The organism is Prauserella shujinwangii, assembly GCF_003001955.1.
Classification (GTDB): domain Bacteria; phylum Actinomycetota; class Actinomycetes; order Mycobacteriales; family Pseudonocardiaceae; genus Qaidamihabitans; species Qaidamihabitans shujinwangii.
Genome location: NZ_PVNH01000006.1, coordinates 410,325 through 426,313, shown reverse-complemented (window position 1 = coordinate 426,313; position 15,989 = coordinate 410,325). Strand labels below are relative to the sequence as shown.

Below are 15,989 nucleotides of genomic sequence, written 5' to 3'. Positions count from 1 at the left end.
CCGAAAACCGCCAAATCGGCGACGTCACCACCCTCGCCGACACCACCGTCATGGACCACATCACCACCGAACTCCACAAAGGAACCGAAGACTGACGTCGGCCGGGCCGTCCCCGGGGGCCCGGGGACGGCCCGGCGGGTACGTCACCCGCGGGTCACGAAAGGCACATTGACGACGAACGGGACGTGCGTGCGGCCGCCATCGGGTCCATACTGGTGGTGGTGATGTGGCGATGGCGCTTCGCGACGAGGAGCAACGGCAGCTAGCCGAGATCGAGCAGCGGCTGGTCGAGGACGATCCGCACCTCGCTCAGCGGCTGGCGAAGCTGCGCCCGTTCGCGCTCGGCCGGGCGGGGCTGGTCGTCCTGTCCGTCGTCGCCGCCCTCGTCGTGGGTCTGATCGTGATCGCGACCGGGTCGGAGCTGGACTCCCCGGCGCTCGTGGTCCTCGGCGCCGCACTGGCGGCCGGGGTGCCGACCGCCGTCATCTGGCGGTTGTGGCTGCGCAAGCTGCGCTGACCGGCTCCCGCGCCGGGCCGTGGTCGCCCGGCCGCCGCCGTTCGAATGATCATCAGCGCCGGTTCCGCTTGTAAGATCCGGGAGAGTGCACGTCCGGACGAGGTGAGGGGCTGACGCGAGAACCATGAGCAACACGAGCCCGCCCCGGTCGAAGCTGTTCCGCCGCTCGTCGTGGGCGGAGTGGACCCAGGTCGCGAACATCCTCCGGCAGGAGACCGTCGGCGGGATGCTGCTCCTCATCGGCGCCGTCGTGGCGCTGGTGTGGGCGAACTCACCGTGGTCGGAAAGCTACACCTCGCTGCGCGAGTTCACGATCGGCCCCCACGCGCTGCATCTCGACCTGACGATCTCCGAGTGGGCCGCCGACGGCCTGCTGGCGATCTTCTTCTTCGTGGTCGGCCTCGAGCTCAAACGCGAGTTCGTCGCGGGCGACCTGCGGGACCCGCGGCGGGCGGCCGTCCCCGTGGTGGCCGCCCTCGGCGGCGTGATCATGCCCGCGGCGATCTACGTCGCGGTCAACGCCACCAACGGCGACGCGCTGCGCGGCTGGGCCATCCCGACCGCCACGGACATCGCGTTCGCGGTCGCCGTGCTGGCCGTCGTCGGCCGCTGCCTGCCGTCGGCGCTGCGCATGTTCCTGCTGACCCTCGCGGTCGTCGACGACCTGGTCGCGATCCTCATCATCGCGCTCTTCTACACCGACGACCTGGCACCGGTGCCGCTGCTGCTGGCGCTGCTCCCGCTCGCGCTGTTCACCCTGCTCGTGCAGCGCCGGATCCGGTCCTGGTGGCTGCTGCTGCCACTGGCCCTGGTCACGTGGGCGCTGGTGCACGCCTCCGGGGTGCACGCCACCGTCGCCGGGGTGCTGCTCGGCTTCGCCGTGCCCGCGCTGAAGCGCGAGGGCGAGGCGCACGGGCTCGCCGAGCACTTCGAGCACCGCTGGCGCCCGGTGTCCGCGGGTGTCGCGGTGCCGATCTTCGCGCTGCTGGCCGCGGGCGTCACCTTCGGCGGGCTGGACGGGCTGACCGGCGCGCTGAGCGAACGCGTGTCCCTCGGCATCATCGCCGGCCTGGTGCTGGGCAAGGCCATCGGCATCTTCGGCGCCACCTATCTCATGGGCCGGTTCACCAGGGCCGAGCTGGACAGCGACCTGGCCTGGATCGACGTGCTCGGGATCGCCCTGCTGGGCGGCATCGGGTTCACCGTGTCGCTGCTCGTCGGTGACCTCGCCTTCGGCGCGGGCACCGAGCAGGACGAGCACGTGAAGATGGCCGTCCTGTCCGGCTCCCTGCTGTCGGCGCTCGTGGCCACGGTGATCCTGCGGATCCGCAACCGGACGTACCGGCGGATCTACGAGGAGGAGACCCGCGACGTCGACGCCGACGGCATCCCGGACGTCTTCGAGACCGAGGCGGACGACCCGCCCCGGCGCGACCACGGGACCTAGGGCCAGCGGAGCGGGACCACGGAGCACGGCAGGCGAGGCCGGTGACCGCCTGCCGTGGCCCGGGCGGCGTGCGTCCGGTGAGGTGGCCGCGTTCAGTACCCTGCCGTCGTGGGGCCCGCGTTCCGCACCGGCGGACCGGCGGGTCGCGCGCGACGTCCGGTCCCCGGTCGCCGCCGCGGGCGCGCCCGGGGAGCTACATGCGACCCGTGCCATCCTGGCGCGGTCACTGGCCTAGACTCGGACTTCCGGTCCACGTGACCTGCGGTCGTCCGCGACCGAGTCCACCGATACCCGTTACTGTCCCGGCGAGGAGAAAACGTTGAAGAGCACCGTCGAGCAGCTGAGCCCGACGCGCGTGAAGATCAATGTCGAGGTGCCGTTCGACGAGCTCAAACCTAACTTCGACCGCGCCTACCGCAAGATCGCTCAGCAGGTCCGCATCCCCGGTTTCCGTCCGGGCAAGGCCCCGGCCCGTGTGCTGGAGAGCCGGATCGGCCGTGCTCCGGTGCTCGACGAGGTCGTCAACGAGGCCATCCCCGCGAAGTACCTGGAGGCGGTCCGCTCCGGCGAGGTCCGGACGCTCGGCCAGCCCGACTTCGAGGTGACCAGGATCGAGGACCGCGAGGTGCTGGAGTTCAGCGCCGAGGTCGACGTCCGGCCCGACATCGAGCTGCCCGACCTCGAGTCCCTCTCGGTCACCGTCGACGACATCGACGTCTCCGAGTCCGAGGTCGACGAGCAGCTCGACGAGCTGCGGGCCCGGTTCGGCACGCTGACGGGCGTCGACCGGCCCGCCCAGCAGGGCGACTTCGTGTCGATCGACCTGTCCGCCACCGTGGACGGGGAGGAGGTGCCCGACGCCTCCACCACCGGCCTGTCCTACGAGGTCGGCTCCGGCCAGCTGGTCGAGGGCATCGACGACGCGATCATCGGCGCCGAGGCGGGGGAGAGCCGTACCTTCACCACCAAGCTGCTGGCCGGTGAGCACGCCGGCAAGGACGCGGAGGTGAGCGTCACCGTCCAGTCCATCAAGCAGCGGGAGCTGCCCGAGGCCGACGACGAGTTCGCGCAGCTGGCCAGCGAGTTCGACACGCTGGACGAGCTCAAGGAGGACCTGCGCGAGCGGCTGCGCCGCATGAAGCGGATGCAGCAGGGCGTGCAGGCACGGGACAAGGTGCTCGAAGAGCTGCTCGAGCGCACCGAGGTCCCGCTGCCGGAGAAGGTCGTGGAAGCGGAGGTCGAGAACCGCAAGCACGACGCGGTGCACCCGTACGACCACGACGAGGACGCCCTGCGGCAGGCGCTCGAGGCCGAGGGCAAGTCGTTCGAGGACTTCGAGAACGAGGTCCGCGAGGAGTCCGAGAAGTCGGTGCGCACCCAGCTGCTGCTGGACACCATCGCGGACGCCAGAGAGATCGGCGTCAACGACTCCGAGCTGACCGAGCGCATCATCTATCAGGCGCAGCGGTTCGGCATCAGCCCGGACGAGTACGTGCAGCGTGCGCAGCAGTCCGGGCAGCTCGGCGCCATCTACGCCGACGTGCGCCGCGGCAAGGCCCTCGCGTCGATCGTGCGGGGCATCACCGTGACGGACCAGTCGGGCTCGCCGGTGGATCTCTCCGAGCTGTTCGGCACGGACGAGGACGAGGCGCCGGTGGAGGTGCCGGAGGCCGGGACCGCCGCGCGGCAGGAGGAGGCTCCTGCGGGTGACTCCGCCGCGGCCGGTGACGCCGAGGGCACCGAAGAGGCCACGCCGACCAGCGACAAGTGACCCTTTCTCATGCTCTGAGCGAACTCGGGCGGTATCGGGCATGCCGTGCCGCCCGAGTTCGTTAGGGTCGGTTACAAGATCTGAATCGCAAACCTCAGTGGCCCGCCGCGTCGAGCGGGCCACGGCGGCGAAAAGGCAGGCAGACGTGACGCAGCACATGCCCGAGGGGCGCACCACCACCGCCGGGCTCAACCTGACCGACTCGGTGTACGAGCGGCTGCTCCAGGAGCGCATCGTCGTGCTCGGCTCCGAGGTCAACGACGAGATCGCCAACCGGATCACGGCGCAGCTGCTGCTGCTGTCGGCGGAGGACCCGCAGGCGGACATCCGCTTCTACATCAACTCGCCGGGCGGTTCGGTGACGGCCGGCTTCGCGATCTACGACACGATGCAGCTGATCGAGCCGGACGTCGCGACGTACGCGATGGGCCTCGCTGCCTCGATGGGGCAGTTCCTGCTGTCCTCGGGCACGCCGGGCAAGCGCTACGCCCTGCAGCACGCGCGCATCCTCATGCACCAGCCGTCGGCCGGCGTCACCGGCACCGCGTCCGACATCGCCATCCAGGCCGAGGTGTTCGGCAAGTGGAAGCACGAGCTGGCGAAGATCACCGCGGAGCAGACGGGGCAGACCGTCGAGCAGATCATCAAGGACGGCGACCGGGACCGCTGGTTCACCGCCGAGGAAGCCAGGGACTACGGCTTCGTGGACCAGGTGCTGACCCGCGAGAACCCGCGCCCGAACCCGAGCCGCTGACCGGGCCCGGTAGGAGGACCAATCCCATGAGCAACTTCAACCTTCCGCAGTCCCGGTACGTCCTGCCCTCGTACGTCGAGCGCACGAGCTACGGGATGAAGGAGTCCAACCCGTACAACAAGCTCTACGAGGAACGGGTCATCTTCCTCGGTGTGCAGGTCGACGACGCCTCCGCCAACGACGTGATGGCGCAGCTGCTGCACCTCGAGCACGAGGACCCCGACCGGGACATCACGATCTACATCAACTCGCCCGGCGGCTCGTTCACCGCGCTGATGGCGATCTACGACACGATGCAGTTCGTGCGCCCGGACATCCAGACGGTGTGCCTCGGCCAGGCCGCCTCGGCCGCCGCCGTGCTGCTGGCCGCGGGCACCAAGGGCAAGCGCCTCGCCCTGCCCAACAGCCGCGTGCTCATCCACCAGCCGGCCACCGAGGGCACCTACGGCCAGGTGTCCGACCTCGAGATCCAGGCGAACGAGATCCAGCGGGTGCGCCGCCTGATGGAGACCACCCTGGCCAAGCACACGAACAAGTCGGCGGACGAGGTGCGCGACGACATCGAGCGCGACAAGATCCTCACCCCCGACGAGGCCAAGGAGTACGGGATCATCGACGAGGTGCTGCCGTACCGGAAGGCGTCCGACCAGACGTGAGCCGCCGGGGTGCGGCGCCCCGGCGCCGCACCCCCGCGACGGCGGCGCCCCGGCCGCGTGTCGTCGAGGGACACAGGGCCGCTCCCGGGGCTAGGGTGTCCTCCACGCGCCCGGAATTGCCGATGGTCCTCCCGCCGGGCGCGCCGGACGGGTACCGTCAGTGGCAGCGCATGAAGTCCGCCACGGCGAGGGACAGTGAGACGCATCAGGTGCCCCCGCGGCACCGGAGGGGACGAGGTCAGCGGTCATGGCACGGATCGGCGACGGCGGAGACCTGCTCAAGTGCTCCTTCTGCGGGAAGAGCCAGAAACAGGTGAAGAAGCTCATCGCCGGACCCGGCGTGTACATCTGCGATGAGTGCATCGACCTCTGCAACGAGATCATCGAGGAGGAGCTGGCCGAGTCCGGCGACGTCAAGCTGGACGAGCTGCCCAAGCCGCAGGACATCCACGACTTCCTCGAGCAGTACATCATCGGCCAGGAGGACGCCAAGCGCTCGCTCGCCGTCGCGGTCTACAACCACTACAAGCGCATCCAGTCCGGGGAGAAGGGCGGCCCCAAGGACTCCAAGGAAGAGCCGGTCGAGCTGGCGAAGTCCAACATCCTCATGCTCGGCCCCACCGGATGCGGCAAGACCTATCTGGCGCAGACCCTGGCGAAGCTGCTGAACGTCCCGTTCGCCATCGCCGACGCCACCGCGCTCACCGAGGCCGGCTACGTCGGCGAGGACGTCGAGAACATCCTGCTCAAGCTCATCCAGGCCGCCGACTACGACGTCAAGCGCGCCGAGACGGGCATCATCTACATCGACGAGGTCGACAAGATCGCCCGCAAGTCCGAGAACCCGTCGATCACCCGTGACGTGTCCGGTGAGGGCGTGCAGCAGGCGCTGCTGAAGATCCTGGAGGGCACCACGGCCAGCGTGCCCCCGCAGGGCGGCCGCAAGCACCCGCACCAGGAGTTCATCCAGATCGACACCACGAACGTGCTGTTCATCGTCGCCGGCGCGTTCGCGGGTCTGGAGAAGATCATCAACGAGCGCATCGGGAAGCGCGGCCTCGGCTTCGGCGCGGAGATCCGCACCAAGCGCGAGATCGAGGAGAGCGACGTCTTCGCCGAGACGATGCCCGAGGACCTGATCAAGTTCGGCCTGATCCCCGAGTTCATCGGCAGGCTCCCGGTGATGGCCAGCGTCACCAACCTCGACAAGGACTCCCTCGTGCGCATCCTCACCGAGCCGAGGAACGCGCTGGTGAAGCAGTACAAGAAGCTCTTCGAGATGGACAACGTGGAGCTGGAGTTCACCAAGACGGCGCTCGAGGCGATCGCCGACCAGGCGGTGCTCAGGGGCACCGGGGCCCGCGGGCTGCGCGCGATCATGGAAGAGGTTCTGCAGCCCGTCATGTACGACATCCCGAGCCGCGACGACGTGGCCAAGGTCGTCATCACCGAGCAGACCGTCCGCGAGAACGTCAACCCGACCATCGTGTCCCGCCAGCCCTCGCGCAGGCAGCGCAGCGAGCGCGGCGAGAAGTCCGCCTGACCGGCGCCCGGCCAGCTGAACCCGCCAGCCCATGAGCTCCCCGTCCCGACCGGCGCCGCGCCGCCGCACCGAGCGCGCGGACGCCGAGGACGTGCGCGGCCTCGGCGACCTCGTCACGCGGCTCGCGGTCACCACGTACCTGCGGCGGCCCACCGTGCACGTGGTCCTGCTGGCCGTGCTCGGGGTGTTCGCCGCCGTCTGCCTCGCCGCCGTGGCCACCCGGCTCTCCGCGTGGCCGCTGCTGCCGCTGGCACCGCTCGCCGTGGCCGGCTACGGGCTGCTGCGCCTGCGTTCGGCGGACACCGACCGGCAACTCCTCGGCTGGGTCGCCGTGCTGTTCTGCGGAATGGCGTTCAGCCTCTGGTTGATCTCGGTCGTGGGACGTATGTTCGAATGAGGGTTTGCCCACACCGTTGATCGGGTAGCTCGGGTAGGTGCCCGAGCTGCGCACGAGACGGATCGCACGGCGCGTGTATCGACCGCCGGACGGAGGTGAGTCGGTGTGACCGCCCGCTCGGAGGACAGTGCCGAGACGTGGCACGAGGCGTTGTTCTACCGCGACGCCGACGCCCTGCTCACCGGGACCGTGCCGTTCGTGGAGGAGGGCCTCGACGGGGGCGAGGCCGTCGCCGTGGCGATGCCGGGACGGAACCTGCGGTTGCTGGAGAAAGCGCTCGGTCCGGTGGCCCGTGCGGTCCGGTTCGTCGACATGACCGAGGCGGGGCGCAACCCCGGCCGGATCATCCCCGGTGTCATCGCCGACTTCGCCGACCGGCACGGCGGCCCCGCCCGGTTCATCGGCGAGCCCATCTGGGCGGCGCGCTCCGCCGACGAGTACCCGGCGTGCGCCGTGCACGAGGCGCTGATCAACGAGGCGTTCGCCGGCCGCGGCCTGCGGGTGCTGTGCCCCTACGCGGTGCGCGAGCTGTCGCGGGACGTGCTCGCGGAGGCCGAGGCCACCCATCCCGTGCTGGTCCGCGACGGCGGCAGGAGGCCCAGCGCCCGGTACCGGCCCGACGCGGTGGTCCGGGCCCACAACGTCCCGCTGCCCGCGCCGCCGGGCGCCGAGACCGTCGAGTTCGACATGCGCGGGCTCACCGCCGCGCGCCGCTTCGCGGCCACCAGGGCCGTCGAGCTGGGCCTGCCCGCCGAGCGGCGGGACGACGTCGCCCTCGTCGCCGGGGAACTGTGCGGCAACAGCGTCCAGCACGGCGGCGGCAGCGGCGTGCTGCGGATCTGGTCCGCTTCCGGGCATGTGGTCTGCCAGGTGGAGGACGGCGGACGGATCACCGATCCGCTGGCCGGCCGCAAGCAGCCCCCGCCCACCCAGCCCGGTGGCCGGGGGCTGTTGCTCGTGAACCACCTCGCGGACCTGGTGCGGATCCACACGGACTCCGCGGGCACCGCCATCCGCGCCCACTTCCGGCTGCCCTGACGGCTCACCGCGCGGCGCGGGGACAGTGCCGGCCGAGGAACGCGACCAGGCCCGGCACCGCGGTGCGGAAGAACGCCCCGCTGTGCCCTCCGGGACCGAGGTGGGCGACCTCGGGCCGCGCCCTGGCCACGAACTCGCGCACGCCGGCCACGAACGGGTCGTCGGTGCCGCACCACACCCCGGTCGGCACGTCCCGCGTCGCCTCGACGTGCCGCAGCGGGTCCAGGGACCGCCACTCGGCGCGGTCGCGGAACGCGCGTCGCTTGCGCATCTCGTCCCACGACCGCAGCAGGGCGGGGGAGATGAGGCCGACCGCCGAGGGCGGCAGGCGGCGCCGGACCCGCAGCCGCGCGTAGAGCAGCGCGCCGAACCCGCCCATCGAGGTGCCCGCGCAGGCGAACGGCAGTCCGGTGCGCCCGCCGAGGCCGCGGTCGCGCAGCCAGCCCGGCACCTCGTCCAGCACCATCGCCATCGGGTCGTCGCCGGGCACGTGCTCCTGCCAGTACGTGTCGCCGCCGTCGACGGCGACGAACCCGAACGGCGGTACGGCTCCCCGCGCCACCTCCCCGCCGAGCCCGGCCAGCAGGCCGGAGGGCGCGGCGCTGTGCGCGTCGCCGCCGCGCCCGTGCAGCAGCAGGCACATCGGCAGGCGGTCGGGCGCGCCGGGCGGGAGCAGGGTCACCAGGTCGACATGGCGACCGCGGGCGGCGGAGTACACGCGCTCCGTCCGCGTCTCCTCCCGGGTGCCCTCGGGCGAGGAGGGGACCAGCCCCAGCAGCGTCCGCGCGCCGTCGGTTCCCGCCAGCACGCCCGCCGCGGCCACCGCGCCCGCCCCGCCGAGGAGCACGGCGCGGCGGCCGACGCGGTGGCCGGGCACCGGGTCAGCTCTCCCGGACGCGCTTCTCGCCGGTGTAGAGGTTCATGCTCCGGCCACGCAGGAAACCGACCAGGGTCATCCCGTTCTCCTCGGCGAGCTCCACCGCGAGCGACGAGGGCGCCGACACGGCCGCGAGCATCGGGACCCCGGCCATCGCGGCCTTCTGCACCAGCTCGAACGACGCGCGGCCGGACACCAGCAGGCCGCAGTCCAGCAGCGGCACCCGGTCCTCCAGCACGGCCCAGCCGAGCACCTTGTCGACGGCGTTGTGCCTGCCGACGTCCTCCCGCACGGCCAGCAGCGTTCCGTCGGCGGTGAACAGGGCCGCCGCGTGCAGCCCGCCGGTGGCGGCGAAGACCCGCTGCCGCTCCCGCAGCGCGTCGGGCAGGCCGGCCAGGACGTCCGTGGTGACCGCGAACGGTGAGCCGGACGGGTCGAACCGGGTGCGCAGCTTCACCGCGTCCAGGGCGGCCTTGCCGCACACGCCGCACGAGGACGTGGTGTAGAAGTTGCGTTCCACCCCGGTGTCCGGCGGCGGCACGCCCGGCGCGAGGGCGAGGTCGAGGACGTTGTAGGTGTTGCGGCCGGTGTCGTCGACACTGTCGCAGTAGCGCGCGGTGCTGATGTCCTCGCGGGCGCCGATGACGCCCTCGGACAGCAGGAATCCGTGGGCGAGTTCGACGTCGTGTCCCGGGGTGCGCATGGTCACCGCCAGCGGGCTGCCCGCGACCCGCAGTTCGAGTGGTTCCTCGGCGGCCAGTGCGTCGGGCCTGCGCCGCTGGCCGCCGGGGCCCAGCATGCGAACCGGCCTGCGCACGGTCACTCGGCCCATCGGGCATCAACTCCTCATCGTTCCCGCGGCGAACGTTCGACAGTAGGCCACTGCGCTCACGACTTTTTCGTAATACATTGTCCGGGCGCGCGCTGTGCTGTATACAACCGACTGTATCCGGTCTACGGAGGTGCTCGCTGTGACCTTTCCGGCTCTCTCGTTCCTGGACCGCTCCCACAGCATCGCACCGCCGGGCTGGAGCCGCTGGCTCGTGCCGCCCGCGGCGCTGTCGATCCACCTCGCGATCGGGCAGGTCTACGCCTGGAGCGTGTTCAAGGCCCCGCTCGAGGAGTCGCTCGGGCTGAGCGGGACGCAGAGCGCACTGCCGTTCCAGCTCGGCATCGTCATGCTGGGCCTGTCCGCCGCGTTCGGCGGCACGGTGGTGGAGCGCAGGGGACCCCGCTGGGCCATGTTCGTGGCGGCCACCTGCTTCTCGGCCGGGTTCTGTGTCTCCGCGCTCGGCGTGGCCTCCGGCCAGTACTGGCTGGTCGTCGTCGGCTACGGCGTGATCGGCGGCGTCGGCCTCGGCATCGGCTACATCTCGCCGGTCTCGACGCTGATCAAGTGGTTCCCCGACCGGCCGGGCATGGCCACCGGCATCGCGATCATGGGATTCGGCGGTGGCGCGCTCATCGCCTCCCCGTGGTCGAGCCAGATGCTGTCGTCGTTCGGCACGGGCACCGGCGGCATCGCCACGACGTTCCTCGTGCACGGCCTGGCCTACGGCGCCTTCATGCTGGTGGGCGTGCTGCTGGTCCGGGTGCCGCCGGAGGGCTGGCGGCCGCCGGGCGCACCGTCGGGCGCCGCCGGCCGTCCGGCGCGGCGGGGCATGATCACCACCGCCGACGTCTCGGCCAACAACGCCATCCGGACCCCGCAGTTCTGGCTGCTGTGGGTGGTCCTGTGCCTCAACGTCACCGCCGGCATCGGCATCCTGGAGAAGGCCGCACCGATGATCACCGAGTTCTTCGCGGAGACGTCCGCGCCGGTCGGGGTGGGTGCCGCGGCGGGCTTCGTGGGACTGCTCTCGCTGACGAACATGATCGGCCGCTTCGTGTGGTCGTCCACTTCGGATGTCATCGGGCGGCGCAACATCTATCGCGTCTACCTCGGCGTCGGCGCGGCGCTGTACCTGGTGATCGCGCTGGCCACCAACTCGTCGAAGATCGTGTTCGTGCTCAGCGCGATGCTGATCATCTCCTTCTACGGCGGCGGGTTCGCGACGATCCCCGCCTACCTGAAGGACCTCTTCGGCACCTACCAGGTGGGGGCCATCCACGGCAGGCTGCTCACCGCCTGGTCCACCGCGGGTGTGCTCGGGCCGTTGATCGTCAACGCCATCGCCGACAGCCAGGAGGCGGCGGGCAGGCAGGGACCCGCCCTCTACACGACCTCCCTGTTCATCATGGCGGGCCTGCTGATCGCCGGGTTCGTCGCCAACGAGCTGGTGCGTCCCGTGCACCCGAGGTTCCACGAGCCCGCGGGCGGCAGCACGCGCACCGAAGCCGTGTCCGGGGAAGCCGTGTCAGGGAAGGAGGCCGGAAGCCGATGACCGAGCCCGCGCCGCGGCGCAGGACCGCGCTGCTCGTCGCCGTGTGGCTGTGGGTGGGACTGCCGTTCGCCTACGGTGTCGCCGAGCTGGTGCGCAAGGTGGTGCAGCTGTTCAGCTGAGCGCGTGTCCGCGAGTTGTGCACGCGTGTCCGCGGCGTGCGACGCGGACACGCGTGCACAATCGGCGGACACGCGTGCACAATCGGCGGACACGGCGTTTTCCTGCGAGGTGGAGCCCGCGGTCGTAGGCTTTCGCACATGGTGATCGCGGAGGACCTGCTCCTGCTCCTGTTCGACGACGAGAGCGGCAAGCCCGCCGAAGGCGTGCGGAACCTCGGCTACTCGCTCGCCGGTGCGCTGCTGATCGAGCTCGCGATGCAGGGCCGCGTCGACGTCAGCGACGGTACGGGGGAGGAGAAGGCGGGCAGGCTCGTCGTGCTCGACGAGACGCCCACCGGCACCCCGGTGCTGGACGACGCCCTGGGCGGGCTGGCGGGCCTGGCCGGGCGCAAGCCCAAGGACGTCATCGGCCCGCTCGCCCGCGACGACCTGCGCGGCCGCCTGCTGGACGGCCTGGCCGACCGCGGCGTGCTGCGCCGGGAGGAGGGCCGGATTCTCGGGCTGTTCCCGACCACCCGCTGGCCTGCCGAGGACTCCGGCCACGAGGCGGCCGTGCGCGACGGCCTGCGCCGGGTGCTCGTCGACGGGGAACGCCCGGACGAGCGGATGGGCGCGCTGATCGCGCTGCTCGTCGGCATGGGCGTGGTCAGGCGGGTGGTGGACGGGCCCGACCCGAAGGCCGTCGAGCGGCGGGCCAAGGAGATCGCCGAGGGCAACTGGGCCGGGGACGCGATGCGCCGCGCGGTCGACGAGATGACCGCCGCCGTGATGGCCGCGGTCTTCGTGCCGACCATCGTCGCCGGCACCGGCACCTGACGACCGGCGCCGGGCTGCCGGTTCGTAGACTTCACGGTTGTGACGGAGAACGCGCCCCAGCAGCAGACCGACCTGCCCAACGCCTGGAACCCGGCCGACGAGGAAGCCGGCCTCTACCAGCGCTGGGTAGCCGCGGGCTACTTCACGGCGGACGCGGCCTCGGACAAGCCGCCGTTCACCATCGTGCTGCCGCCCCCGAACGTCAACGGCAGCCTGCACATGGGACACGCGCTCGACCACACGCTGATGGACGCGCTGACCCGCCGCCGCCGGATGCAGGGCTACGAGGTGCTGTGGCTGCCCGGCATGGACCACGCGGGCATCGCGACGCAGAACGTCGTCGAGCGCGAGCTGGCGAACGAGGGCGTCTCGCGGCACGACCTCGGCCGCGAGGGCTTCGTCCAGCGGGTCTGGGAGTGGAAGGCCGAGTACGGCGGCAAGATCCTCGACCAGATGCGCAGGCTCGGCGACGGCGTCGACTGGTCCCGCGAGCGGTTCACCATGGACGACGGGCTGTCGCGGGCCGTGCAGACGATGTTCAAGCGGCTCTACGACGACGGGCTCATCTACCGGGCCGAGCGGATCATCAACTGGTGCCCGCGCTGCCACACCGCGCTGTCCGACATCGAGGTCGACCACTCCGAGGACGAGGGCGAGCTCGTCTCGATCCGCTACGGCGACGGCGACCACGCCATCGTCGTGGCCACCACCCGGGCCGAGACGATGCTCGGCGACACCGCGGTCGCCGTGCACCCGGACGACGAACGGTACGCGCACCTCGTGGGCACCGAGGTGGAGCTGCCGCTCACCGGGCGCCGCATCCCGGTGGTGGCGGACAAGCACGTCGACCCCGAGTTCGGCACCGGCGCCGTGAAGGTCACCCCGGCCCACGATCCCAACGACTTCGAGATCGGCAGGCGGCACGGGCTGCCGATGCCGTCCATCATGGACGAACGCGCGGTGATCACCGCGCACGGCCCGTTCGAGGGCCTGGACCGGTTCGAGGCGCGGCCCGCCATCGTCGCCGCGCTGCGCGAGCAGGGCCGGATCGTCGCGGAGAAGCGGCCGTACCTGCACGCGGTGGGGCACTGCTCGCGCTGCGACACGGTGGTGGAGCCCAGGCTGTCCCTGCAGTGGTGGGTGCGCGTCGAGCCGCTCGCGCGGGCCGCGGGCGACGCCGTGCGCGACGGCCGCACCGAGATCCACCCGCCGGAGCTCGCCAAGCGTTACTTCGACTGGGTCGACAACATGCACGACTGGACGATCTCCCGCCAGCTGTGGTGGGGGCATCGCATCCCGGTCTGGTACGGCCCGGACGGCGAGACCGTGTGCGTCGGCCCGGACGAGGAGCCGCCGTCGGGGGAGGGCTGGCACCAGGACCCGGACGTGCTCGACACGTGGTTCTCGTCGGGGCTGTGGCCGTTCTCGACCATGGGCTGGCCGGACGACACCGCGGATCTGGCGAAGTTCTACCCGACCACGGTGCTGGTCACCGGCTACGACATCCTCTTCTTCTGGGTCGCCAGGATGATGATGTTCGGCCTGTACGCCATGGACGGCAGGCAGCCCTTCGACCACGTCTTCCTGCACGGGCTCATCCGCGACGCCAACGGGAAGAAGATGTCGAAGTCGCGCGGGAACGGCATCGACCCGCTCGACTGGATGAACCGCTTCGGCGCGGACGCCACCCGGTTCACCCTCGCCCGCGCCGCCAACCCTGGCGGCGACATGGCACTGGCCGAGGAGTGGGCCGCCGGGGCGCGCAACTTCGGCACGAAGCTGTGGAACGCCAGCAGGTTCGCCATGCTCAACGGCGCCACCGTCGCGCGGCCGCTGCCCGCCACCGGGGAGCTGACCGAGGCGGACCGGTGGATCCTCGGCAGGCTGCGCACCGTGGTGTCCGAAGTGGACGATCTGCTGGAGGATTTCCAGTTCGCCAAGGCCACCAACCTGCTCTACCACTTCACGTGGGACGAGCTGTGCGACTGGTACCTGGAGCTGGCGAAGGTGCAGCTCTCGGGTGACCGCGCGGACAACACCAGAGCCGTGCTCGGGCACGTGCTCGACACCGTGCTGCGGCTGCTGCACCCGTTCGTGCCGTTCGTCACCGAGCGGCTCTGGACGGCGCTGACCGGCGGCGAGTCCCTCGTCGTCGCGCGCTGGCCGGGGCAGGCGCTGACCGGAGGGGGGCCAGCCCTCCCCGAGCCCGACGACGTCGCCGACGGCCGGATCACCGACCTGCAGAAGCTGGTCACCGAGATCCGCCGGTTCCGCTCCGACCAGGGGCTCAAGCCCGGTCAGAAGGTGGCCGCGCGGCTGTCCGGCCCTGGCTACGCGGACCTCGCGGCGCACGAGGACGCGGTGCGGTCGCTGGCGCGGCTGACCGACGCGGGCGACGGCTTTTCGGCCACCGCCGCGATCGAGGTCTCGCTGCCCGCCGGGGCCGTGCAGGTGGAGCTGGACACGTCCGGCGCGATCGACGTCGCCGCCGAGCGCAAGCGGCTGCAGAAGGACCTCGCGGTGGCGGAGAAGGAGCTCAAGCAGACCGAGGGCAAACTGGGCAACCAGGCGTTCCTCGACAAGGCGCCCGCCGAGGTGGTGGACAAGATCAAGGCGCGCCGCGACACCGCGGCCGCCGACATCGAGCGCATCACCGCCCGCCTCGCCGCCCTGCCCTCGTGAGCGCGGAACGTGGTTCCAGCCACGTTCCGCACTCACGACGTCAGGACGCGGTGGATCTCCGTGGCCACGCCGGTCATGCCGGACAGCCGCGGGTGGTAGGAGGCGGCCGCGAGCGGGTTGGTGTCCTTGCCCTGGATCCACGCGTCCCGCCCGGCGCACGCGTCGTGCCCGAGTGAAGCCGGATACATGTCGATGAAGCGGGCCCGGCCGACGGTGGCCGCGGCCGCGGCGAGAGCGCCGTTGAGCGCCTGCTCGACGCTGTCCAGCCAGGCGTAGTCGCCGTCGGCGAACGGCAGCACCCGCGGGCAGGTTCCGGTCGGCGGCGCGATGCGCGGGTAGCCGATCACGAGCACGGTCGCCCCGGGGGAGCGGGTGCGGATCTCGCGGAGCACGGCCTCGACGTTGCGCCGGGTGTCCGCGATCGCCGCGAGCAGTGTGTCCGTCCCGTCGACGGTGAAGTGCTCCCGGCACGGGGCACCGTCCGGATCGGACTCGCGCAACTCCGGGCAGGTGTCGATCACCGTGCCGAACACGCCGTGGTCGTTGCCGCCGATGCCGAGCGTCACCAGGTCGGTGTGCTGCCGCAGGGCGTCCAGCTGGGGCGGGTTGACGCCGAGCGGGACGCGCTGCGGCGCGGCCATGTCGGCCGTGTCCGCGCCCGCGCAGCTGACGTCGGTGAACGAGCGCACCCGCAGCCGCCAGGCCAGCTGAGCCGGGTAGTTGCTCGTGGACCGCAGGCAGCCGAGCGGGTCGAGCCGCTGCAACGGGATGAGCGGACCCGAGGTGTAGGAGTCGCCGAGCGCGACGTAGTGCCGGAATCCGGACTCGCGCGCGGCGGCCTGGCCGGGACCCAGCAGCAGCGCGACCAGGGCCGCGACGAGGACGGCGAGCAGGCTGTCGCGCATGGGACGCATGGGAGCCCCCGATCCGGCGGTGATCGTTCCCTCTGGTTGTAGCGGCTCCGGGCGTCGAGGGGTGCCGCCGTTCG

At 71.4% G+C, this 15,989-nt stretch carries 15 protein-coding genes; 12 read left to right on the top strand and 3 right to left on the bottom strand.

What is annotated here, in order from left to right; all coding sequences use genetic code 11:
- Positions 1-232: 232 nt before the first annotated feature.
- The 8 genes from B0I33_RS17310 to B0I33_RS17275 all read left to right on the top strand — a co-directional run bounded on the left by B0I33_RS17310 (position 233) and on the right by B0I33_RS17275 (position 8,123).
- Positions 233-517, top strand: a complete 285-nt coding sequence (locus B0I33_RS17310) for a DUF3040 domain-containing protein (RefSeq protein ID WP_106179852.1) — start codon at positions 233-235, stop codon at positions 515-517.
- A gap of 124 nt (positions 518-641) precedes the next feature.
- The gene (gene nhaA, locus B0I33_RS17305) at positions 642-1,964 is read left to right on the top strand and encodes a Na+/H+ antiporter NhaA (RefSeq protein WP_106179807.1); all 1,323 of its coding nucleotides are present in this window, start codon (positions 642-644) and stop codon (positions 1,962-1,964) included.
- Positions 1,965-2,283: 319 nt separating this feature from the next.
- Positions 2,284-3,735, top strand: a complete 1,452-nt coding sequence (tig, locus tag B0I33_RS17300) for a trigger factor (protein ID WP_106179806.1) — start codon at positions 2,284-2,286, stop codon at positions 3,733-3,735.
- A 157-nt stretch (positions 3,736-3,892) separates the two neighbouring features.
- Complete coding sequence (locus tag B0I33_RS17295) at positions 3,893-4,489, top strand: ATP-dependent Clp protease proteolytic subunit (RefSeq protein ID WP_245900770.1); 597 nt, start codon at positions 3,893-3,895, stop codon at positions 4,487-4,489.
- A 26-nt stretch (positions 4,490-4,515) separates the two neighbouring features.
- Complete coding sequence (locus tag B0I33_RS17290) at positions 4,516-5,145, top strand: ATP-dependent Clp protease proteolytic subunit (protein WP_106179804.1); 630 nt, start codon at positions 4,516-4,518, stop codon at positions 5,143-5,145.
- A gap of 247 nt (positions 5,146-5,392) precedes the next feature.
- Positions 5,393-6,688: an ATP-dependent Clp protease ATP-binding subunit ClpX gene (gene clpX, locus B0I33_RS17285; protein WP_106179803.1), complete on the top strand. Its 1,296-nt coding sequence runs from the start codon at positions 5,393-5,395 to the stop codon at positions 6,686-6,688.
- A gap of 31 nt (positions 6,689-6,719) precedes the next feature.
- A complete protein-coding gene (locus B0I33_RS17280) occupies positions 6,720-7,085 on the top strand; it encodes a hypothetical protein (RefSeq protein WP_106179802.1) in 366 nt (121 codons plus the stop codon).
- A gap of 105 nt (positions 7,086-7,190) precedes the next feature.
- On the top strand, positions 7,191-8,123 hold the full coding sequence (locus B0I33_RS17275; RefSeq protein WP_106179801.1) for an anti-sigma factor RsbA family regulatory protein: 933 nt from the start codon (positions 7,191-7,193) through the stop codon (positions 8,121-8,123).
- A 4-nt stretch (positions 8,124-8,127) separates the two neighbouring features.
- Here the strand turns inward: B0I33_RS17275 and B0I33_RS17270 are convergent, their stop codons facing one another.
- Entirely contained in the window at positions 8,128-9,000 is an 873-nt protein-coding gene (locus tag B0I33_RS17270; RefSeq protein WP_106179800.1) for an alpha/beta hydrolase, read from the bottom strand.
- Positions 9,001-9,004: 4 nt separating this feature from the next.
- On the bottom strand, positions 9,005-9,832 hold the full coding sequence (fdhD, locus tag B0I33_RS17265) for a formate dehydrogenase accessory sulfurtransferase FdhD (RefSeq protein WP_106179799.1): 828 nt from the start codon (positions 9,830-9,832) through the stop codon (positions 9,005-9,007).
- A gap of 139 nt (positions 9,833-9,971) precedes the next feature.
- Here fdhD and B0I33_RS17260 point away from each other — a divergent pair, with 139 nt between their 5' ends.
- The 4 genes from B0I33_RS17260 (at position 9,972) to B0I33_RS17250 (ending at position 15,001) form a co-directional block, all read left to right on the top strand.
- Complete coding sequence (locus tag B0I33_RS17260; protein ID WP_106179798.1) at positions 9,972-11,384, top strand: L-lactate MFS transporter; 1,413 nt, start codon at positions 9,972-9,974, stop codon at positions 11,382-11,384.
- Positions 11,381-11,503: an MFS transporter small subunit gene (locus B0I33_RS30720; protein ID WP_281259431.1), complete on the top strand. Its 123-nt coding sequence runs from the start codon at positions 11,381-11,383 to the stop codon at positions 11,501-11,503. Before B0I33_RS17260 ends, B0I33_RS30720 begins: the two co-directional genes overlap by 4 nt.
- Before the next feature lie 138 nt (positions 11,504-11,641).
- Entirely contained in the window at positions 11,642-12,319 is a 678-nt protein-coding gene (locus tag B0I33_RS17255; RefSeq protein ID WP_106179797.1) for a GOLPH3/VPS74 family protein, read from the top strand.
- A 39-nt stretch (positions 12,320-12,358) separates the two neighbouring features.
- A complete protein-coding gene (locus tag B0I33_RS17250; RefSeq protein ID WP_106179796.1) occupies positions 12,359-15,001 on the top strand; it encodes a valine--tRNA ligase in 2,643 nt (880 codons plus the stop codon).
- Between the two features lie 32 nt (positions 15,002-15,033).
- On the opposite strand, the gene B0I33_RS17245 is transcribed toward B0I33_RS17250, so the two are convergent.
- Positions 15,034-15,906: an SGNH/GDSL hydrolase family protein gene (locus B0I33_RS17245; RefSeq protein ID WP_425440485.1), complete on the bottom strand. Its 873-nt coding sequence runs from the start codon at positions 15,904-15,906 to the stop codon at positions 15,034-15,036.
- Positions 15,907-15,989: the final 83 nt, after the last annotated feature.